Below are 17753 nucleotides of genomic sequence, written 5' to 3' on the forward strand. Positions count from 1 at the left end.
CCTGCCCGGCGAGCGAAGAACCAGGTCGATGCCGCACCGGGCCGAAGAGAGACGCCACGTTTCAGAAGGGAAAACCGTTGAGGACAACCACCGGAACAGTCGAGGAGTCCCTTCTCTGGTCGCACCCCACGCTCGGCCTGCGCCTCGTCGTGGATGGCGCCGGTGCGGTCGGGCTGGGCGCGCCCGACCAGGACCGGACACGACTGCTCCCCCTGGTCGAGGTCACCGCAACCGGCCACGGCCGAAGCTGGTCGGGGGAGCGCTTCATCGACACGGCGATCGGTGAACGGCTGGCCTACCGCGGTCACGACACGGTTCAGGACGGCGACTGGGAGCACACGACGATCCGGCTGGCGGACCCCGACACGGGACTGGCCGCCCAGGTCGGCCTGAGCACGCTGCCCGGTGCGGGAATCCTCCGCACCCGGGTGCGCCTGGTGAACGAGGGCCCCGTCCCGCTCCGGCTGGAGAGCGTCTCCACCCTGACCCTCGGGGGCATCGTCGACGCCGACGGCGGCCTCGACGGTCTGACCGTGCACTGGGCGGACAACGACTGGCTCGCCGAATGCCGGTGGCGGCAGTCCCCGTTCCGCGACGAGAACGTGCCGCTGAGCCGGGCCGCGCACGGACACGAGGGGCGCGGCTGCTTCGAGCGGTACTCGCAGGGGAGCTGGTCGACCGGCCGGCACCTGCCGGTCGCCGCCCTCACCGACGGGGACGGCCGCGCCTGGCTGTGGCAGATCGAGTCCAGCGCCGGCTGGCGCTTCGAGACCGGTGAGCGCGAAGGCGCCGCCTACGTCGCCCTCTTCGGCCCCGACGAGGTCCACCACCAGTGGCATCACCAGCTCGCCCCCGGCGCGGAGTTCACCACCGTGCCCGCCGTCCTGGTCCAGGCGGAGACCGGAGGCCTCGACGCCGCCTTCGGGGAGCTCACCGACTACCGCCGCCTGATCCGCCGCGACCACGCCGACCACGCCACGCTTCCGGTGATCTACAACGACTACATGAACACCCTCATGGGGGACCCCACCACCGAGAAGCTGCTGCCCCTGGTCGCGGCCGCGGCCGCCGCCGGCGCCGAGGTCTTCGTCATCGACGCGGGCTGGTACGACGACGACGCGCAGGGCTGGTGGGACGCCGTCGGCGCCTGGGAGGCCGCCCCCCGCCGCTTCCCCGGCGGCATCCGGGAAGTCCTGGACGCCATCCGGCGGCACGGCATGACCCCGGGGCTCTGGCTGGAACCCGAGGTCGTCGGCGTCCGCAGCCCCCTGGCCCGGACCCTGCCGCCGGAGGCGTTCTTCCGGCGCGGCGGAGTGCGCGTCACCGAACACGGACGGCACCATCTGGACCTGCGCCACCCCGCCGCCCGCGCCCACCTCGACCAGGTGGTGGACCGGCTCGTCGGCGAATGGGGCGTCGGCTACCTCAAACTCGACTACAACATCAACATCGGCCCCGGCACGGAGTCGGGCCCCGAGAGCGCGGGCGCCGGGCTGCTCGGACATCACCGCGCCCACCTCGACTGGATGGGCTCCCTCCTCGACCGGCACCCGCGCCTCGTCCTGGAGAACTGCGGATCGGGCGGGCTGCGCATGGACTACGCCCAGCTGGCCGTGGCCCAGCTCCAGTCCACCAGCGACCAGCAGGACCTGCTGCGCTACCCGCCCATCGCCGCGGCGGCCGCCACCGCGGTGGCTCCCGAGCAGGCCGCGGTGTGGGCCTACCCCCAGCCCGGCCACACCCCCGACGAGATCGCCTTCACCCTCACCGGGGCGCTGCTGGGCCGGATCCATCTCTCCGGTTTCCTCGACCGCATGAACGACGATCAGCTGGGCCTCGTCCGCTCGGCGATCGGCGTGTACAAGGACATCCGGCCGGAGATCGGCGAGGCGCGCCCGTTCTGGCCGCTCGGGCTGCCCGCCTGGGAGGACGCCTGGATCGCCCAGGGGCTGCGCGGCCGTACGTCGACGTTTCTCACGGTGTGGCGCCGGGGGCCCGGGGGCGGCAGCCGTACGCTCACCGTCCCCCATCTGCGCGGCGTCGATCTCGTCCCGGAGGTGCTCCACCCCGGCACCGCCGACGCCACCGCCCGGTGGGACGCCGCCGAAGGGACTCTCACGGTCTTTCTGCCTCGTCCCGACACGGCCGTACTGCTCCGGCTGGGCGCCGCCGGCTGACCGGGGCGAGGAAAGGGGTGGGCCCGCCTCGCGGACCCGCCCCCTCGCTGGATACGGACCCGCCCCCTATGGATGCGGACCCGGGGCGAGCACGAGGCCGAGGCGCTGGAAGTGGAGCAGACCGCCCCCGTCCTCGGCGGCGTACCCGCACCGGAATCCCCGACGACCGACCACCCCGCCCGGACCGAGGCGGGGGTCGCCGGGCGCGCCCCCGGCAACCCCCGCCTCGTCGGCCCGGTGACTCAGGCGGCCAGCGTGGAGACCCGGCCGCGTACGGGGCGCGGTTCGAGGACGCGTTCGGCCAAGTAGCCGAACAACAGCCCGAACGCGGCCCACAGCACGGCCTGGATACCGATCGAGGCCAGGCGGAACTCCCACAGGTCGGCCGCGGGGAATCCCTTGGGAACGTTGTCCCCGTCCGGCAGGACCGTCATCGCGACCCCGACCGCCGCCAGGAAGGCGGCGCTCGCGGTGATGGAGGCGTTCCAGTTGCCCCGGGCCGGGGCGAGCCTGCGGCCCAGCAGGACGGCGGCCGTGCCCAGCAGCACGCTCAGGACGATCATCAGCACGAACAGAGCGGTGCGCTTGTCGATGGTGTCCGGGTCCCCGACGGCGGGCGGATTCGCCGGGTACTTGAGGATCGGTACCAGGTAGACGAGGAGGAACCCCGCGAGCGCGGTCAGCGCGGCGGTCGCCCGGGCGCCGAACCGTCCGATGCGGCCCAGCGCGAAGCAGAACGCCAGTGCCGCGATGCCGCCGATGGCGACGCCGAAGACGAGCACGCCGGTGGCGAGCCCCGCGGTCGACTGCAGGGTACGGCTGACGAGTTCCTCGCCGCCGTGTTCGTGGGAGTTGGTCTCCTCGAACGCGATGGCCGCGTCCACGGAGCCCTCCCCGACGAAGTAGGCGAAGACGAAGGCGAGCACGCCGGCGCCCAGGCCGGCGAGCATGCCGCGCGCCAACAGGGCGCGTACGGTGACGGAGTTCATGAGGGAGCGGCCCGTCAGTGGCAGGGGAAGCCGAGGAGGTGGCGGGCGTCGTGCACCCACTCGTGCACGCCCTCACCGGAGACGAGCGCGGTGGCGCCCTGCTCGGCGCCGACGAAGTAGATCAGGACCAGCATCAGGACGCCGAAGAAGACGGCCCAGGGGGCGATCGCCCGCAGCGGCAGCGGCGTGAGGGTCTGGGTGGTGGGAGTGGGGGCGGCAGTGGACTGCGCCATGGCGAGACCTCCTCGGGAACATCGCGTCCCGCATCGTGTGGAGCACGCGACGACGGCGTTGGGTCTGACTCACCCCCCTCGCCTGGTGGGCGGGGTGGCACACAGTGGCGCGACCGTGCCGGGCTTGCACCGGACTTCCGTGGCGCCGTCGTCCTTGTCGCCCCAGATGGTAGGGGCAACGGGCGAATCGGCCAACATGGCGTACGCCACCTACGATGAACCGCCCACTGGAGTCGTCCGGCGAAGGGACTGCCATGACCGTCCGGCTCACACTGCTGTGTGCCGCCGCTCCCGCGGAGCGCGAGGTGCGTTTCGGTGAGGCGCCCCTCGACGAACGGGCGCTGCGGCAGGCGCGGGCGGCCGCCGGAGCGCTGCCGGCGGCATCCGCCTGGTTCACGGCGCCGTCGCAGCGGTGCCGGCAGACCGCCCAGGCCCTGGGCCGGGACGCGGTGGACGTCGAGACACGGCTGCGGGACATGGACATGGGCAGTTGGCAAGGCCGGACCCTCTCCGAGGTCGCCGCCCGGGACGGTGCCGGGCTGGCGGTCTGGATGTCGGATCCGCAGGCAGCCCCGCACGGCGGTGAGTCCGTGGCCGACGTGTGCGGTCGGATCGCCGCCTGGCTGGACGCGCTGCCGGCCGATGCGGGACGAGTGCTGGCCGTGGTGGAGCAGGGCGCGGCGCGGGCCGCGGTGGTGCGGGCACTGCGGGCGCCGGCGTCCTCGTTCTGGCGCGTCGACGTTCCCCCGCTCTCCACCGTGGAACTCACCGGCCGCGACGGCCGCTGGAATCTGCGGATGGGCGCCGTCGGCGGGGGCGGATGACCGGAGCGGACCCGTGGGGTCGCCCACCGGCGCCTCAGCGTCCGGCGTGCCGCTCGAGCAGGGGCCGGACGCTCAACGGCTGCAGCTCCTGAAGGACGATGGTGGTGTTGGACCGGACCACGCCGGGCACCTCCAACAAGCTGTTCGTGATGCGGTGCAGGTCCTCGGTGTCCCGGGCGACGACACGGGCGAGCAGGTCGGCGTCGCCGGTGGTCACGAGGAGTTCGACCACCTCGGGGATGCGGAGAATCCCCTCACGGGTGGGCTGCCCCACGCGCTGGCTGATCGACATCGTGATCAGGGCCAGCAGCGGATAGCCGAGAGCGGCGGGTTCCAGACGCCGGCTGGGTTCCCTCAGCTGACCGCTTTCCTCGAGCCGCTTCAGCCGGCTCTGCACGGTGTTGCGGGCGAGACCGAGCCGGTCGGCCAGGGCGACCGTCGTGGCCTGCGGTTCTGCGTCGAGCGCCAGGAGGATACGGGCGTCGACGGCGTCCACGTTTCGCATGATGCGCAGTATGACATGCCTTCGGCGGGCCATATTGAGCATTCTGCTCACTCAAATCGCTTCATATTGCGCATGGCGAGGGGTGGTTCTAGGTTCCCGCCATGCAGAAAGCGCAATGCGATGAGCTCGAAGTGAGCGGTGCGACCCCTGTCGATCCCTCTGCGTGGGGTGATGAGGACCAGGTGGTGGCCTCCGCCGTGTACTACGCGTCGCGGCTCCTCGACGGGGAGCCCGACCCGACCGCGGGCGCCCGTCCCGCCGCCGAACTCGCCGACGCGGCCGGTACCGCCATCACCCGAGGCGGAATCGGCGGCGCCGCCGCCCTACGGCTGTTCGACCGGGTCCTGGCACCCGCCACCCGCGCCCAGAGCGGGCCGACCAACCTCGCCTACATCCCCGCGGCTCCCACCCGCGCCGCCCTCGCCTTCGAAGCGGTCACCGGCGCGGCGAACATCTTCGCGGGCACCTGGGAGGCCGGAGCCGGTGCCATCCACGCCGAGAACGAGGCGCTGGCGTGGCTCACCCGGCTGCTCGGATGGCCCGGCACCGCGGCGGGATGCTTCGTCAGCGGCGGCACCATGGGCAACCTCTCGGCCCTCGTCACGGCCCGCTCCGCCGCGGCCGCCTCCCGGCCCCGGCCGGCGGGCGGCTGGAAGCTCGTATGCGCCGACAGCGCCCACTCCTCGATCAAGTCCGCGGCGGATGCCATGGACGTGCAGATCGTCACCGCACCCGTGGACGCCCGAGGACACCTCACCGGGGCCGCCGTGAGCGCGGTCCTCGACTCCACCGCCGGGGTCTTCGCCGTGGTGGCGACCGCCGGAACCACGAACGCCGGTCTGGTCGACGACCTCGACGCCATCGCCGACGCCTGCGAACGTCACCACGTGTGGCTGCACGTCGACGGCGCCTACGGCGGAGCCGGCCTCGCGGCAGCGGGCGTGCGGCACCGCTACGCAGGCATCGAACGCGCCGACAGCTTCATCGTGGATCCCCACAAATGGCTCTTCGCGCCCTACGACTGCTGCGCCCTGCTCTACCGGGATCCCGAACCGGCACGCGCCGCGCACAGCCAGTCGGCGCATTACCTCGACGCCATAGACCGCGACGTCCACAACCCGGCTGACCTGGCCCTCCACCTCAGCCGCCGTGCCCGCGGCCTGCCGTTCTGGTTCAGCCTGGCCGTCCACGGCACCGACCGGTACTCGCGTGCCGTGGAACGGACCCTGGCGACCAGCCGGCAGGTCGCCGACGCCATCCGCGCAAGCGACCACCTCCGTCTGGTGACGGAACCGGAGTTGTCCGTGATCCTCTTCGAACGGCCCGGCTGGAGCGCGGGGGACTACGCGAGGTGGTCCGCGCGAGCAGCGGAGACGGGCAGCACGCTCTGCGTGCCCACCCAGTGGAACGGCGCAACCGTTCTGCGCATGGCGTTCGTCAATCCCGACACCCGCGCGGGCGACGTGATCGACGTGCTGAACACGCTTCGCTAGCGCTGGAACCGGACTGAAGCCGTTCCGGACCGTCTCGGCCGCACGCTCCGCGGCATGACGACGGCGGATCACGAACCCGCGATCGCGGCCACCGCGCTGCGCACGTCCTACGGGACGGGACCGCCCTCGACACCCAGGTGCCCGCCGGCACGATCTTCTCGCGCGAGCAACGCCAACAGCCCGCGCAGCCGGGGCACGATCGGCGGCAGGGTATTTTCCCGCGTATGACGGATGACGAACGCACCCGCGCGGCACGGCTGTCGGAAGCTCAGGCCAAGGCCGAGCGGCTCTTCGCGGAGATCGAGGAGCGCGGTCTCGTCGCGCCGGGGGAGGGAGAGCGTGCGGTCAGCGACCGCGTCCGGGATCTGGCGAACGAGCTGTTCGGCACGACCCGGCACTGGCACAAGAGAATCGTGCGCTCGGGGCCGAACACCCTCCTGCCGTACAAGGAGAATCCCGCGGACCGGGTGATCGGCGCGGACGACATCGTGTTCGCCGACTTCGGGCCGATCTTCGAGGAGTACGAGGCCGACTTCGGCCGCACCTTCGTCCTGGGCGACGACCCGGTCAAACACCGGCTGCGGGACGACCTGCCCGAGGTCTTCGCCGCCGGAAAACGGTTCTTCGAGACGCATCCCGACATCACGGGGCAGCGGTTGTACGCCGAGGTCGGGCGACTGGCCGCCGAGGCCGGCTGGGAACTGGGCGGCTGGCACGCCGGACACCTGGTCGGGGAGTTCCCGCACGAGTGGATCGACGGCGCGGACACGGAGTCGTACATCACCCCCGCCAACGACACCCCCCTGCGGCGCACCGACAAGGCCGGGCGCCGCTGTCACTGGATCCTCGAGATCCATCTCGTCGACCGGGAGCGGGAGTTCGGCGGCTTCTACGAGGAACTGCTCACGCTGTGATCCGTATGACCGGCTCGGTGTGCTCGCCGCGTCGCAGAACAGCCGGAGGATGAACTCGTGCGTCCGCGGATCCGACGGTCCCAGTCAAGGAGAACCCCGCATGTCAATGGTCGGCAACCTGCGCAAAGTCGCCAACCTGGCGCTGCGCGGCCGACGCCGCGTGGATCTCAGCCACCCGGCTCGCTCCCCGCTCGGCTCGACCGTGGTCAACTGCGTCGTCTACCACGACGGCGTCCGCCGACCCGGACGGGACTCCGTGGAGGAAGCCGTCCGTCATGCCCGCAGGCACCGCGGTGGCTTCGTGTGGCTGGGCCTGCACGAACCCGGTGAGGAGGAGTTCTCCGGAGTCGCCGAGTTGTTCGGCCTGCACCCCCTCGCGGTCGAGGACGCCGTCCACGCCCACCAACGCCCCAAGATCGAGCAGTACGGTGACGTCCTGTTCGCCGTCTTCAAGACCGTCACCTACGTCGAGCACACCGAACTGACCGCGACCAGCGAGGTCGTCGACACCGGCGAGATCATGGTCTTCACCGGCCCGGACTTCGTCGTCACCGTCCGGCACGGCCGCCACGGCTCCCTCGGCCCGCTCCGCGAGGACCTGGAGGCCCAGCCCCACCAGCTGGCCAAGGGCCCCTCCGCCGTCCTGCACGCCATCGCCGACCACGTCGTCGACGACTACGTCACGGTGGCTGACGCCGTCCAGAACGACATCGACCAGGTCGAGACCGACGTCTTCTCCCCGCACAGCCCCCGAAACGCCGACGCCGGCCGCATCTACCAGCTCAAACGCGAGCTCCTCGAACTCAAGCGCGCCGTGGTCCCACTCGCCCGACCCCTCGACCGGCTCGCCACCGAACCCCGCGGCTGTGTCGACAAGGAGATACAGGCCTACTTCCGGGACGTCGCCGACCATCTCACCCGTGTCACCGAGCAGATCAACGCCTTCGACGCCCTGCTCGACTCCATCCTCCAGGCCCACCTCGCGCAGGTGACCGTCGCCCAGAACGAGGACATGCGCAAGATCACCGCCTGGGCCGCGATCATCGCCGTACCCACCATGCTGTGCGGTGTCTACGGCATGAACTTCGACCACATGCCCGAACTCCGCTGGATCTTCGGCTACCCCCTCGTCCTCGCGGTCATCGTCACCGCCTGCTTCCTCCTCCACCGCAACTTCAAGCGCAACGGCTGGCTGTAGAGGCCGAGCGACTCCCGCACCCGGCGGGCCGACGGCCCGCCGGTGCCCGTGGCCACCACCGGGGCCGAACCCTCGTTCATGGCCACGTCATCCCCTTTCCGATCCCGCCACCGCTCTATGACGGGGGTGTTACGGCGGTTTATGCTCCGCATCACGACGACGGCGGACTACCCCCGGAAAGGGGTGACGGAGGATGCGCTCCGGTCCCGACACCCTTCTGCGGCCCGATGACGGCGACGCTCTCCGGCAGGTGCTCCGCCAGGCCCACGACCGCTCCGGCATCCCCGTGCTGTTCGGCGGACAGGTGGAGAACACCCTGCTGAGCCTGTCGCAGTTCATCGGTGTGCGGACGGGGAGTCTGCGCGGCCTCAAGGTGCGCGCCGAGGCCGGGCTGGGCGGCCGGGTCCTCACCACCGGGCGACCGGCCAAGGTCACCGACTACCGATCGGCCCGCTCGATCACCCACGACTACGACCGGCCCGTGCTGATGGAGGGGATCCGCTCCGTCGTAGCCGTGCCCGTCGTGGTGTCCGGTGCGGTGCGCGCGGTGCTCTACGGGGCCTGTCGCGGCCCGGCCCCGCTCGGCGACCGGGCGGCCGAGGCGGTCGCCGACGCCTCCCGGCGACTGGCCGCCGAGCTGGTCATCCGCGACGAGGTCGACCACCGTCTGCGCCTGCTGGAGGCCGCGCGGGGCCCGGCCGACGGCGGGCAACAGGGCGTGCCACTGGAAGAAGTACGCCAGGCGCACGCCGAGTTGCGGCGCATGGCCCAGCAGGTGCCCGACGCTGATCTGCGCGGCCGGCTGCTCGACGTGGCCGGACGGCTGGCCCCGCCGTCCGCCGCCCACGCGGTACCGGGCCCGCCCCTGTCGCCCCGGGAACTCGACGTCCTGGCGCAGGTGGCGCTGGGCTGCAGCAACACCGAGGCCGGGCGCAGGCTGTCGCTGCTGCCCGAAACCGTCAAGTCGTATCTGCGCAGCGCGATGCGCAAGCTGGGAGCGAGCACCCGCTTCGAAGCGGTGGTCGCGGCACGTCGACAGGGTCTGCTTCCCTAGCTGCCGTTCAGGTCGGAATCTCGCAGGTCAGAAGGGCTCCGTGGGGCCCTGGCGACTCGTGCCGGTCCGACCCCTGGACGCCACGCGCCCACCCGAGCAACCGACCTTCGGTGAGTCGGACGGTTTCGCGTGCCCTGAGCGGTTGCCACGCGGAAACCGATCGGTGTACCTTGCTGGAAACCGATCGGTTTTCGGATGGGAGTCACCACCATGCCTACGCACGCCACCTCCTCCATCTTCGTCATCGGCGGCACAGGAGCTCAGGGGATGCCCGTTGTCCGTGCTCTTGTCGCCGACAAGAAGTACTCCGTCAAGGTCCTCACCCGGGACGCCAACTCCCCCCGCGCGCAGGCGCTCGTCGCGCTCGGTAACGTGTCCATCCTCGAAGGGACGTTCGCCGATGAGGACGTATTGCGCGAAGGATTTCGCGGCTGCGACGGGGCGTTCATCAACATCGACGGGTTCAACACCGGCGAGAAGGCGGAGACCTACTGGGCCATCCGCACCTATGAGATAGCGATCGAAGAAGGAATCAAGTTCTTCGTCTACGGAAACCTCGACTACGCCCTCAAGAAGTCGGGCTACGACTCCAGGTTCCGCACCGGCCACTATGACGGCAAGGGCCGCATGGCCGAATGGGTGCTGTTCCAGAACGAAAAGAACAGGGACCGGATGGGGGCGGCGGTCTTCACCTCGGGTCCCTACATCGAGATGGTGATCTCACCGCTCACGCCCATGACGCCCGCCATCGAGGACGGTGTCGTCACGTGGCGGGTGCCACTCGGTGAGGGAGCTGTTCCGCACGTGGCTCTCGAAGATTGCGGATTCTATGTTCGTTGGCTCTTCGACCATCCGGAACGGGCCAATGGCATGGACCTCGAAGTCGCCATCGAGCACATGACCTACGCCGACATGGCCGCAGCGTTCGAGAAGGTCACCGGGCACCCGGCACGGTACATCGACACGGATCCGGACGCGTATTGGAACAGTCCGGACCTGAAGGGGATCGCCGATGACCCCGCCGGATACAACGCCGACCCCAATGACAAGAGCACCATGAGCTTCCGTGACAATTTCACGGGCTTCTGGAACGTGTGGAAGCACGGGATCATCACCAGGGACTACGCCCTGCTCGACGAAATCCACCCCAACAGGATCAGAAGCGCTGAGGAGTGGTTCCGCCGAGAGGACCAGTTGGGTAGGGAACTCGGCAAGGGAAGTCTCTGGGAGCGGGTCCAGCCGGAGAACTGGAGCATGGACTCCGCGATCCTGAAGAGCAGCGCGGACTTCAGGACGGGCAAGTTGTAAACACCGCTCGAGCTCACCCAGCAGATCAGTGCGGCGCGCGGTCGGCGTGAAGACCGAGATCTTCGACGCCGCCGTGGAGAGCGGCTCCGGCGTGCTCACCTTCACCACGGACCCGCTGTCCGCTCCCTGGAGATCAGGGGAGCACAGCCACCACGCACGGGCGCGGTCTCTCGGGTGGTCCTGCCGACGCCGTCCGGGTGAGAAGGGGGCGCCCGGTCAGAGACGATCCGGGAGGTGCATGGAAGGAGATCCTGATGCGGCCTGCCCCGAACTGAGCCCGTCCAGCAGGAGATCACCGAGCTCGGAGAAGGCGTCGCCGGCGGTCAGCCCGCTGCTCTCCAGAAGGACCCCCGACTGGAGTGCGTCGATGGTCACCGCCACGACCTGGGCGGCGAAATGCCCGTTGAGCGCGCGGAAAACGCCGGTCCGCACGCCCTCCTCGATCAATTCGTGGACCCGGTGCGCCGCGGCGGCGGAGTTCTTGCGGTAGATCTGTGCGGTCGGTTCGTAACCGACCATGTCGTCGTAGAAGGCGTGGGAATGCCGGCGCATGGCCGTGCCGACGCCGGCGAGGTAGACCCGGATGCGCTGCCTGGGGTCGGGCTCGGCCTGGACGGCCTGCTCGATCTCGGCTGTCGCCTCCCGGAAGAAGGCGCGGGTGACGGCCAGCACCAGCTGTTCCTTCGTGGCGGCCAGGCTGTACAGCGTCGCCTTGGAGCACCCCAGTCGCTGGGCGAGCTCATCCATGGTCACCGCGGTGAAGCCTTCGGCCAGGATGATCGCCTCGGCCTGGCGCAGCAGTTCCTCCCGCCGACGAGTGTCGACGACCCGCCTGCGTGCCGTCCGGCGCGGGCGTCGGTCGCGCGAGTCATTTTGGGCCGTCACGGCAGCAGTCTCCCATGAGGGTCTCCGCCGGAAGCATCGGGTGGTCCTCCGGGCCGGTCGAGACGGCCGGGATCGGCGGTGACACCGTCGACCCATGTCTTGACCCGGGCGGAGTCCGTCACGTCCGCGACCTCGGTGCGGAGTTTCGTGTCGTGGGCGTCGGTGAGGGTTTCGGCGGCGTCGGTGAGGGCCTGTTCTGTCAATCACCGCACGAACGCTGACCTCCGGTATCGGCCGCGAAGCTTGAGAGGCGTGCTCTCGCGCTGCGCCGAGAACGCGCTGCTCGCGGCCACTCGACGACTTCGGCCTCCTGATGACTTGCGGGAACGAGTGGCCGACCCGCCGTTCCGTCCGCGTAGACGGTGGCGGTGTAGCTCACGCCGCTGTCGAGGAAGTCCAGCGGGACCGACAGGGTGCGGGCGGTCTCGTTGGTCATCGCCCCGAGGAACCAGATGGCGCCGCTGCGGCGGGCGACCGCGATGCACTCACCGATCGAACCGGTGAGGGTCGTACTCTCGTGACTCGACTTCGCCATCCCCGACTTCCTCATCCAGGAACAGGCGTGGGCATCGGCTACGGCGACAGCAGCGGCCTGCTCGACCACCTCGCCGACACCACACCCTTCACGTTCCGCGACGGCTACATCCCGCCCCTACTTGGCCAGCTGGGCGTACAGCCCGGCCAGGTCGCCGGCCAGGCCCGCCTTGACCTGGCGCGTGAGGTCGTCGGCGAGCACCTCGTACGCGCCCGTCTCGACGCCGTCGAGGGCGAGTGCGGCCACGTCGCGCGGGTCGGACTTGGGAGCGTCGACGCCGGCTGCCAGGTCCGTGTCGACGTATCCGACGTGCAGTCCGGTGACGGCGATGCCGCGCGGCTGCAACTCCAGGCGCAGGGAGTTGGTCTGCGACCACAGGGCGGCCTTGGAGGCGCTGTAGGAGCCGCCGAGGGCCAGCCAGGAGAGCACGGAGTGCACGTTGAGGATGTGGCCGCCGCCGTTGCGCTCGATGACCGGCGCGAAGGCCCGGGTGAGCAGCAGCGGGCCGTAGAAGTTGGTCTCGAACTCCCGGCGTACGTCGTCGACCGGGGAGTCGAGGAAGGAGGCGCCGACCGCGGCACCCGCGTTGTTGATCAGCACGGTGACGTCCTGCGCCTGTGCGGCGGCCGCCGCCACGGAGGCCGGGTCGGTGACCTCCAGCGCCACCGGGACCGCGTCGGGGTGCGTCACGGTGCGCGGGTCGCGGGCCGTGGCGTAGACCTTGCCCGCACCACGTACGTACAGCTCCTCCACCAGCGCCTTGCCGATGCCCCGGCTGCCGCCGGTGACGAAGACGTTCGCGCCCTTCAAAGCGGTCATGGCTGCCTCCACTAAAATTGGAAACCGTTCGGTTTCCACCACAGTAAACCGAACGGTTTCCGCGCGCAAGCTCGTCGAGGGAATCCGTCGCGGCAGGCCGGCTTCAGGGTGTCGTTCCGTATCCGTGAATCCCTGGGATGTCGAGCTCACCGCCCGCCCGTCCGGCCCGGTCGATGTCGTCGCGCTCGGCGGCGGGGTGTGACGCGACCGCGAAAACCGATCGGTTTTCTTTTGCCTCCCTTTGGGTTAACCTCGCGGTATGACCACCGAAGTGAAACAAAGCCCCAGGGAGCGGCTGCTGGAGGCGGCGGCCACGCTCACCTACCGAGACGGCGTCAACATCGGCGTCGAGGCGCTGTGCAAGGCGGCGGGAGTGTCGAAGCGCTCCATGTACCAGCTGTTCCAGAGCAAGGACGAACTGCTCGCGGCGAGTCTGGAGCGGCGCACTTCCTCCTACGTGGCGGCACTCCTGCCCGCGGCGGACGACGACCGCTCTCCCCGGGAGCGGATCCTGCATGTCTTCGAGCAGGTGGAATCGCAGTCGGGCGTGCCCGAGTTCTACGGCTGCCCCTTCCTGTCCGCGCAGATCGAGCTCAAGGACCAGAGCCACCCCGCCAGCCGGGTCGCCCATGGGGTCAAGGAGAACCTGACCGCCTTCTTCCGCGCCGAGGCCGAGCGGGGCGGGGCGAGCGATCCCGCTCTGCTGGCCCGGCAGCTCAGCCTGGTCTTCGACGGTGGCAGCGCCCGCGCCGGCATCGGCGCGGACGAACTGACGGGGCTCATCGCGCCCACGGTGATCACCCTGCTCGACGCGGCGGGCGTGCGCTGACGGATCCTCCCTCCGGAACGCCGCCACGAGTTCGCCGATCAGGTCGTCGCCCCGCGCCCCGACGGCCGTTGGTGCGCTCCGGTTCGGCGACGCGGATCAGATCTTCAGCGCCTCGACGTCGATGGTGTATTGCTCGGCACGCCGCCATCGGGGGATCAGGTGCGAGCCACGCCTACCGCAGCGGGACGGTCTCCAGGAGTTCGCGGGCCATGCGCAGCGCGGGTGCCTCGGTCTCTTGCGCGACACGTCGGAAGGTTTCTTGGGCGGAGCGAGCCGGCCAGTCGGGGGGAAGGTGCCGAGCGGGAAGCCTGGGGTCCGTACGGACGGTCCAGAGCCATTCGCTGACCAGCCGCAGCCGGGTCCCGATCGGGTCCTCTCCGGCCCCGGCGTTCAGGTGGGCGGTCCAGCGATTGTCGAAGGTGACGTAGCGGGCGGCGATGCTCTCCAGGTCCCAGGTGTCGCGGATCATCGATCCGATGTCGGTGGCCCCGTCGGCTCGGGCGTGGAAGATCTTGACGTGGTCGGTGAGCCCGAGTTCCGAGACGACGGTGGAAACGTCGACGTTCCCCGGGGCGATCCACAGCCCGCTGTACAGCGCGCCGAACCCGGACCAGACGAGCCGGGAGCGCAGGTCGTGGCGCTGGCGCTTCCAGGAGTCGGGGAGGGAGAAGGCCAGCTGCGTCCAGGAGCCGTCCCAGTCGTCGTTGACCGCGCCCTGTTTCCAGATACGCGTGCGGCCGTCGTGCAGGACGCGGGTCACCTGCGGGGTGAGGCCGAAGTACATCCTGCGGCCCTCCCGCTGGCGCCGCAGCAGGCCCCGGTTGACCATACGGGTCAGTGTGGAGCGCACGGCGTGCTCACCGACGCCGACGCGGCCGAGGACGTCGATGACGCTGCCCGAGTAGATGCACAGGTCCCCCTCCTCCAGCACGTGGTTGCCGAGGAAGGCGAGCATGAGCGACTGCGGCCGCGGCTGCGGGCCGTCCGAGCTGTCGCTGTCCGACCTGTCCAGGATGTCGTCGTCCTCCACGGTGGCCAGCGTACGGCCGCCGACCGACGATGCGGCAGGCGGCCGTACCGCATCACTGGCCGTCGGCGGGGTGGGCGAGGTCGTAGGGCCGCAGGTACGGGGTGGGGCGGTACGCGACGTAGCGGGCGGGCGCCGTGGAATCGACCGCCGCGGCACGGGAGTTGAGGGAACCGGGGTCGGTTCCCTGCCATGTGCCGGTGGTGAGGCGGTCCTCCAGGGCGTGCAGGGCGGCGAGCTGCTCAGCGGGGCTGAAGGTGCAGTGCCCGGCGTTGTCGACGTACGCCTGGCGCAGCAGGGACGCCGACCCGGCGGCGGTGACGGCCCGGCGCAGGGCGTTCTCGGTCTGGACCGGGACGAGGGCGTCGCCGATGGTGTGGATGGAGAGCTGCGGCTTGGTCAGCTCGCCGGTGAAGGAGCTGGTGCGGCTCATCCACTCGACGGCGTCCGGGTCGGCGCTGACGCGCGGGGCGCGGTTGAGGGTGGTGATGTCGGCCTTCAGGGAGAGCCCGGCCTTCTTGTACAGCTCGGTGACCTCCTTGCGGACCGAGGACCGGCCGAGCAGCTTCGCGTAGTCGACGCCGGTGTTCCAGGACATGTTGCCGCCCGCCCGGACCTCGGCCTCCTGCCGCCGGTTGAAGCCGGCCTGCAGCAGGCCCTTGACGGCGACGTACTGGTTGGCCTGCTGGGCGTCCCAGTCGGTCGCGGCGGGCCGGGCCTGGGTCGGCTGGTTCCAACCCGGGATGTTGTGCAGCGCCGCGGCCAGCGCGACCCGGGCCCGCCCTTGGGGTGTCGACTGCGCCGAGTCGACCGCGGACGCCAGGGCGCCCGCCGCACTGGTGGCGGCCGCCTGGTCCGTCAGGTCGGTCAGCGGGATGTCGGAGTCGGGTGCGAGGAGCGTCTTGAGGGCGAAGACGGGGTCGAGGGTGTTGTTCCAGTTGGCGACGCCGCCGTGGACCAGGCCGCACATGGACAGGGAACCGTCGATGCGGTCCGGGTGCCGCTCGGCGATGGCGGTGGTGACCAGCCCGCCGTACGACCTGCCCCACGCGATGGTGCGATCGGCCGCGCCGAAGCGGTCGGTGAAGGCGGACAGGGTGGCGACCTGGTCGGGCACGGCGTCGGTAACCGCCCAGCCCGTCGTGGCGTACGACGAACCGATGAGCGCGTAGCCCTGCTCCAGCAGGAGGGCCTTCGTGGCGCTGTCCGGGGCGTCCTGGGCGGGGTTGGCCGGGCCGCCGTTGTAGCCGTGGCTGAAGAGCAGGACAGTGCCGTTCCAGGATGCGGGCACGTCCATCATGTACGTCGCGCCTGAGGCGAGTTGGCCCTCGATGTGGCTCGTGTCCGCGGCGGCCGCCACGGTCGAGGTGGGCAGCGCGGTGACGGCGAGCAGGAGCGCTGCCGCGCAGGCGGTGCGACGGGCGGTACGGACGCGGGTGCGGGCGCCGGTCGTCATACGGAGATCTCCTCGGTGTGGGGTGCGGTGGGGCGTACACATGGACTTGCGGCCGAGCCGGTCGCCGAAGTGGCCGAAGAGGATGCCGCCGAGCGGCCGGCGACTTGGCCGGCGGCGAACGTGCCGAACGCGGCGATGGTGGCGACGGCCGGGGCGGCGCCGGGGTGGAGCAGTTCGCCGAGGACGAGGGCGGCGACGGTTCCGTAGACGAGGAAGTCGTGGAACCCGACGGCGGTGCCGAGCAGCCCGGAGAGGGCGACCCTGCGTAACTGCCGTGCACGCTCCGCCTCTTCGGCAGGGGTGAGCGAGGGGGATGGGGGCATCGCGGTCTCCCTTGACCGGGGGAAGGACACCGCGAACTTAGGCGCTTCTTTTGCCATCGTCAAGAAAGTGCACAACATGTGCGGGCTCCTGGCTCCCGGCACTAGGTGAACCGGCGCACGGCCAACCGGCAGTTGGAGTGCGTCCCGGCGATTGCTGCCACCGAGGCTTGGGGAGTATTGCCGCAGCTGTCGGGCTGCGTGACTCGGTGCTGGTGCGCGAGCGTTGCTTCCTGGCCGGCGGGGGAGAAGAGGAGCGGAGGGTGATCCCACTGCTCTCGCGGGCGCGGACGGGGCGCGGTCTCGGCTGCCTCGTGCCGTTCGGCGGCGACATCGGGGCCGGCGGAGCGTGACCGCTGTCGGCTCTCGCCGACGAGGCCCCGGGTGAACCCGCAGTCTCAGCGCCAGTCGGGTATGCGCGAGACGGGCGGCAGGTGGGCTTCGATCTTCGCTCGTACCTCCCGCATCACGGAGACGATGCGGGCCTCGTGTTCCCGGGTCAGCCGGGCCACCGGGACCGAGCAGCTCATGGCGTCGGTGGCCGGTGTGTCGTACCGCAGGGCGAAGCCGAAGCCGGCGATACCGGTCACCGTCTCCTCGCGGTCGATGGAGTAGCCGCGCTCGCGCACCTGGGCCAGGTCGGCGAGCAGCGCGGCACGGTCGGTGTGCGTGTTCTCCGTGAGGGCCGTCAACGACCCGTCCGTGATCGGCAGTTCTTCGTCGGGACGCTCGGCGAGCAGCGCCTTGCCGAGGGCGCCGGCATGGGCCGGGACGCGGCGGCCGACCCGGCTGATGGTGCGCAGGTACTCGTGGGACTCGCGGGTGGCGAGGTAGACGACGTCCGGGCCGTCGAGCCGTGCCATGTGGATCGTCTCGCCGAGCGCGTCCGACGCCTCGTCGAGGTACGGCCGGACCGCACGGATGCGCCGGTCGCCGTCGAGATAGCTGGTGCCGGTGAGCAGGGCGCGGATCCCGATGCCGTAGAGCGAGCCGGTGACGTCGGTGCGGACCCAACCGCAGTCGACCAGGGTTTGGAGCAGCTGGTACATGCTGCTGCGCGGCACGCCCAGGTTCTCGGCGAGCTGGTCCAGGCGTGAGGGCTGCTCGCCCCGCGCGGCGAGCAGTTCCAGCAGCGCGACGGTCCGGGCCGCCGACTTCACACCGCGGACACCTCTCCCCTCCGACAT

18 protein-coding genes and 1 pseudogene are annotated in these 17753 nt (G+C 70.7%); 8 read left to right on the top strand and 11 right to left on the bottom strand.

Translation table 11 applies throughout. The annotated features are described in order from the left end of the window. Positions 1-77: 77 nt before the first annotated feature. Positions 78-2177 carry an alpha-galactosidase gene (locus tag ACIBVL_RS15140; protein ID WP_399097588.1) on the top strand — a complete coding sequence of 700 codons (2100 nt, stop codon included), beginning with the start codon at positions 78-80 and terminating at the stop codon, positions 2175-2177. Positions 2178-2419: 242 nt separating this feature from the next. On the opposite strand, the gene ACIBVL_RS15145 is transcribed toward ACIBVL_RS15140, so the two are convergent. Beyond that, on the bottom strand, positions 2420-3166 hold the full coding sequence (locus ACIBVL_RS15145) for a CbtA family protein (RefSeq protein WP_399097589.1): 747 nt from the start codon (positions 3164-3166) through the stop codon (positions 2420-2422). Between the two features lie 14 nt (positions 3167-3180). Next, positions 3181-3399 carry a CbtB-domain containing protein gene (locus ACIBVL_RS15150; protein WP_399097590.1) on the bottom strand — a complete coding sequence of 73 codons (219 nt, stop codon included), beginning with the start codon at positions 3397-3399 and terminating at the stop codon, positions 3181-3183. 254 nt (positions 3400-3653) lie between these two features. On the opposite strand from ACIBVL_RS15150, the gene ACIBVL_RS15155 reads away from it, so the two are divergent. Next, positions 3654-4223 (top strand): histidine phosphatase family protein, encoded by a 570-nt coding sequence (locus tag ACIBVL_RS15155; protein ID WP_399097591.1) that lies wholly within the window; start codon positions 3654-3656, stop codon positions 4221-4223. A 34-nt stretch (positions 4224-4257) separates the two neighbouring features. Here the strand turns inward: ACIBVL_RS15155 and ACIBVL_RS15160 are convergent, their stop codons facing one another. Further along, entirely contained in the window at positions 4258-4728 is a 471-nt protein-coding gene (locus ACIBVL_RS15160; RefSeq protein WP_399097592.1) for an Lrp/AsnC family transcriptional regulator, read from the bottom strand. A gap of 185 nt (positions 4729-4913) precedes the next feature. On the opposite strand from ACIBVL_RS15160, the gene ACIBVL_RS15165 reads away from it, so the two are divergent. The 5 genes from ACIBVL_RS15165 to ACIBVL_RS15185 all read left to right on the top strand — a co-directional run bounded on the left by ACIBVL_RS15165 (position 4914) and on the right by ACIBVL_RS15185 (position 10695). Further along, positions 4914-6221 (top strand): pyridoxal phosphate-dependent decarboxylase family protein, encoded by a 1308-nt coding sequence (locus ACIBVL_RS15165; protein ID WP_399097593.1) that lies wholly within the window; start codon positions 4914-4916, stop codon positions 6219-6221. A 224-nt stretch (positions 6222-6445) separates the two neighbouring features. After that, positions 6446-7135 carry a M24 family metallopeptidase gene (locus tag ACIBVL_RS15170; RefSeq protein WP_399097594.1) on the top strand — a complete coding sequence of 230 codons (690 nt, stop codon included), beginning with the start codon at positions 6446-6448 and terminating at the stop codon, positions 7133-7135. 100 nt (positions 7136-7235) lie between these two features. Next, a complete protein-coding gene (locus ACIBVL_RS15175; protein ID WP_399097595.1) occupies positions 7236-8333 on the top strand; it encodes a magnesium and cobalt transport protein CorA in 1098 nt (365 codons plus the stop codon). Between the two features lie 193 nt (positions 8334-8526). Then, on the top strand, positions 8527-9387 hold the full coding sequence (locus tag ACIBVL_RS15180) for a LuxR C-terminal-related transcriptional regulator (protein WP_399097596.1): 861 nt from the start codon (positions 8527-8529) through the stop codon (positions 9385-9387). 210 nt (positions 9388-9597) lie between these two features. Beyond that, positions 9598-10695, top strand: a complete 1098-nt coding sequence (locus ACIBVL_RS15185; protein WP_399097597.1) for an NmrA family NAD(P)-binding protein — start codon at positions 9598-9600, stop codon at positions 10693-10695. A gap of 216 nt (positions 10696-10911) precedes the next feature. Here the strand turns inward: ACIBVL_RS15185 and ACIBVL_RS15190 are convergent, their stop codons facing one another. From ACIBVL_RS15190 to ACIBVL_RS15205, 4 genes are all read right to left on the bottom strand, one after another. After that, the gene (locus tag ACIBVL_RS15190) at positions 10912-11580 is read right to left on the bottom strand and encodes a TetR/AcrR family transcriptional regulator (RefSeq protein ID WP_399097598.1); all 669 of its coding nucleotides are present in this window, start codon (positions 11578-11580) and stop codon (positions 10912-10914) included. Further along, positions 11577-11783 (bottom strand): hypothetical protein, encoded by a 207-nt coding sequence (locus ACIBVL_RS15195; RefSeq protein ID WP_399097599.1) that lies wholly within the window; start codon positions 11781-11783, stop codon positions 11577-11579. The genes ACIBVL_RS15190 and ACIBVL_RS15195 overlap by 4 nt, the downstream gene beginning before the upstream one ends. Continuing rightward, complete coding sequence (locus ACIBVL_RS15200; RefSeq protein ID WP_399097600.1) at positions 11780-12115, bottom strand: glycoside hydrolase family 97 C-terminal domain-containing protein; 336 nt, start codon at positions 12113-12115, stop codon at positions 11780-11782. The genes ACIBVL_RS15195 and ACIBVL_RS15200 overlap by 4 nt, the downstream gene beginning before the upstream one ends. Before the next feature lie 117 nt (positions 12116-12232). Continuing rightward, positions 12233-12934: an SDR family oxidoreductase gene (locus tag ACIBVL_RS15205; protein ID WP_399097601.1), complete on the bottom strand. Its 702-nt coding sequence runs from the start codon at positions 12932-12934 to the stop codon at positions 12233-12235. Between the two features lie 259 nt (positions 12935-13193). Between ACIBVL_RS15205 and ACIBVL_RS15210 the strand changes: the two genes are divergently transcribed. Beyond that, positions 13194-13763, top strand: coding sequence for a TetR/AcrR family transcriptional regulator (locus tag ACIBVL_RS15210; protein WP_399097602.1), 570 nt, complete (start codon positions 13194-13196; stop codon positions 13761-13763). A 172-nt stretch (positions 13764-13935) separates the two neighbouring features. Here ACIBVL_RS15210 and ACIBVL_RS15215 read toward each other — a convergent pair whose 3' ends face one another. The 4 genes and pseudogenes from ACIBVL_RS15215 to ACIBVL_RS15230 all read right to left on the bottom strand — a co-directional run bounded on the left by ACIBVL_RS15215 (position 13936) and on the right by ACIBVL_RS15230 (position 17753). Continuing rightward, complete coding sequence (locus ACIBVL_RS15215; protein ID WP_399097603.1) at positions 13936-14793, bottom strand: PaaX family transcriptional regulator C-terminal domain-containing protein; 858 nt, start codon at positions 14791-14793, stop codon at positions 13936-13938. A gap of 52 nt (positions 14794-14845) precedes the next feature. Further along, the gene (locus ACIBVL_RS15220) at positions 14846-16246 is read right to left on the bottom strand and encodes an alpha/beta hydrolase family protein (protein ID WP_399097924.1); all 1401 of its coding nucleotides are present in this window, start codon (positions 16244-16246) and stop codon (positions 14846-14848) included. 39 nt (positions 16247-16285) lie between these two features. Further along, positions 16286-16569 (bottom strand): annotated as a pseudogene (locus ACIBVL_RS15225) (MFS transporter); the annotation flags it as partial. A 395-nt stretch (positions 16570-16964) separates the two neighbouring features. Further along, positions 16965-17753 (bottom strand): IclR family transcriptional regulator, encoded by a 789-nt coding sequence (locus tag ACIBVL_RS15230; RefSeq protein ID WP_399097604.1) that lies wholly within the window; start codon positions 17751-17753, stop codon positions 16965-16967.

Origin of the sequence: Streptomyces sp. NPDC049687 (genome assembly GCF_044465285.1) — a bacterium.
Taxonomy (GTDB): Bacteria; Actinomycetota; Actinomycetes; order Streptomycetales; family Streptomycetaceae; genus Streptomyces.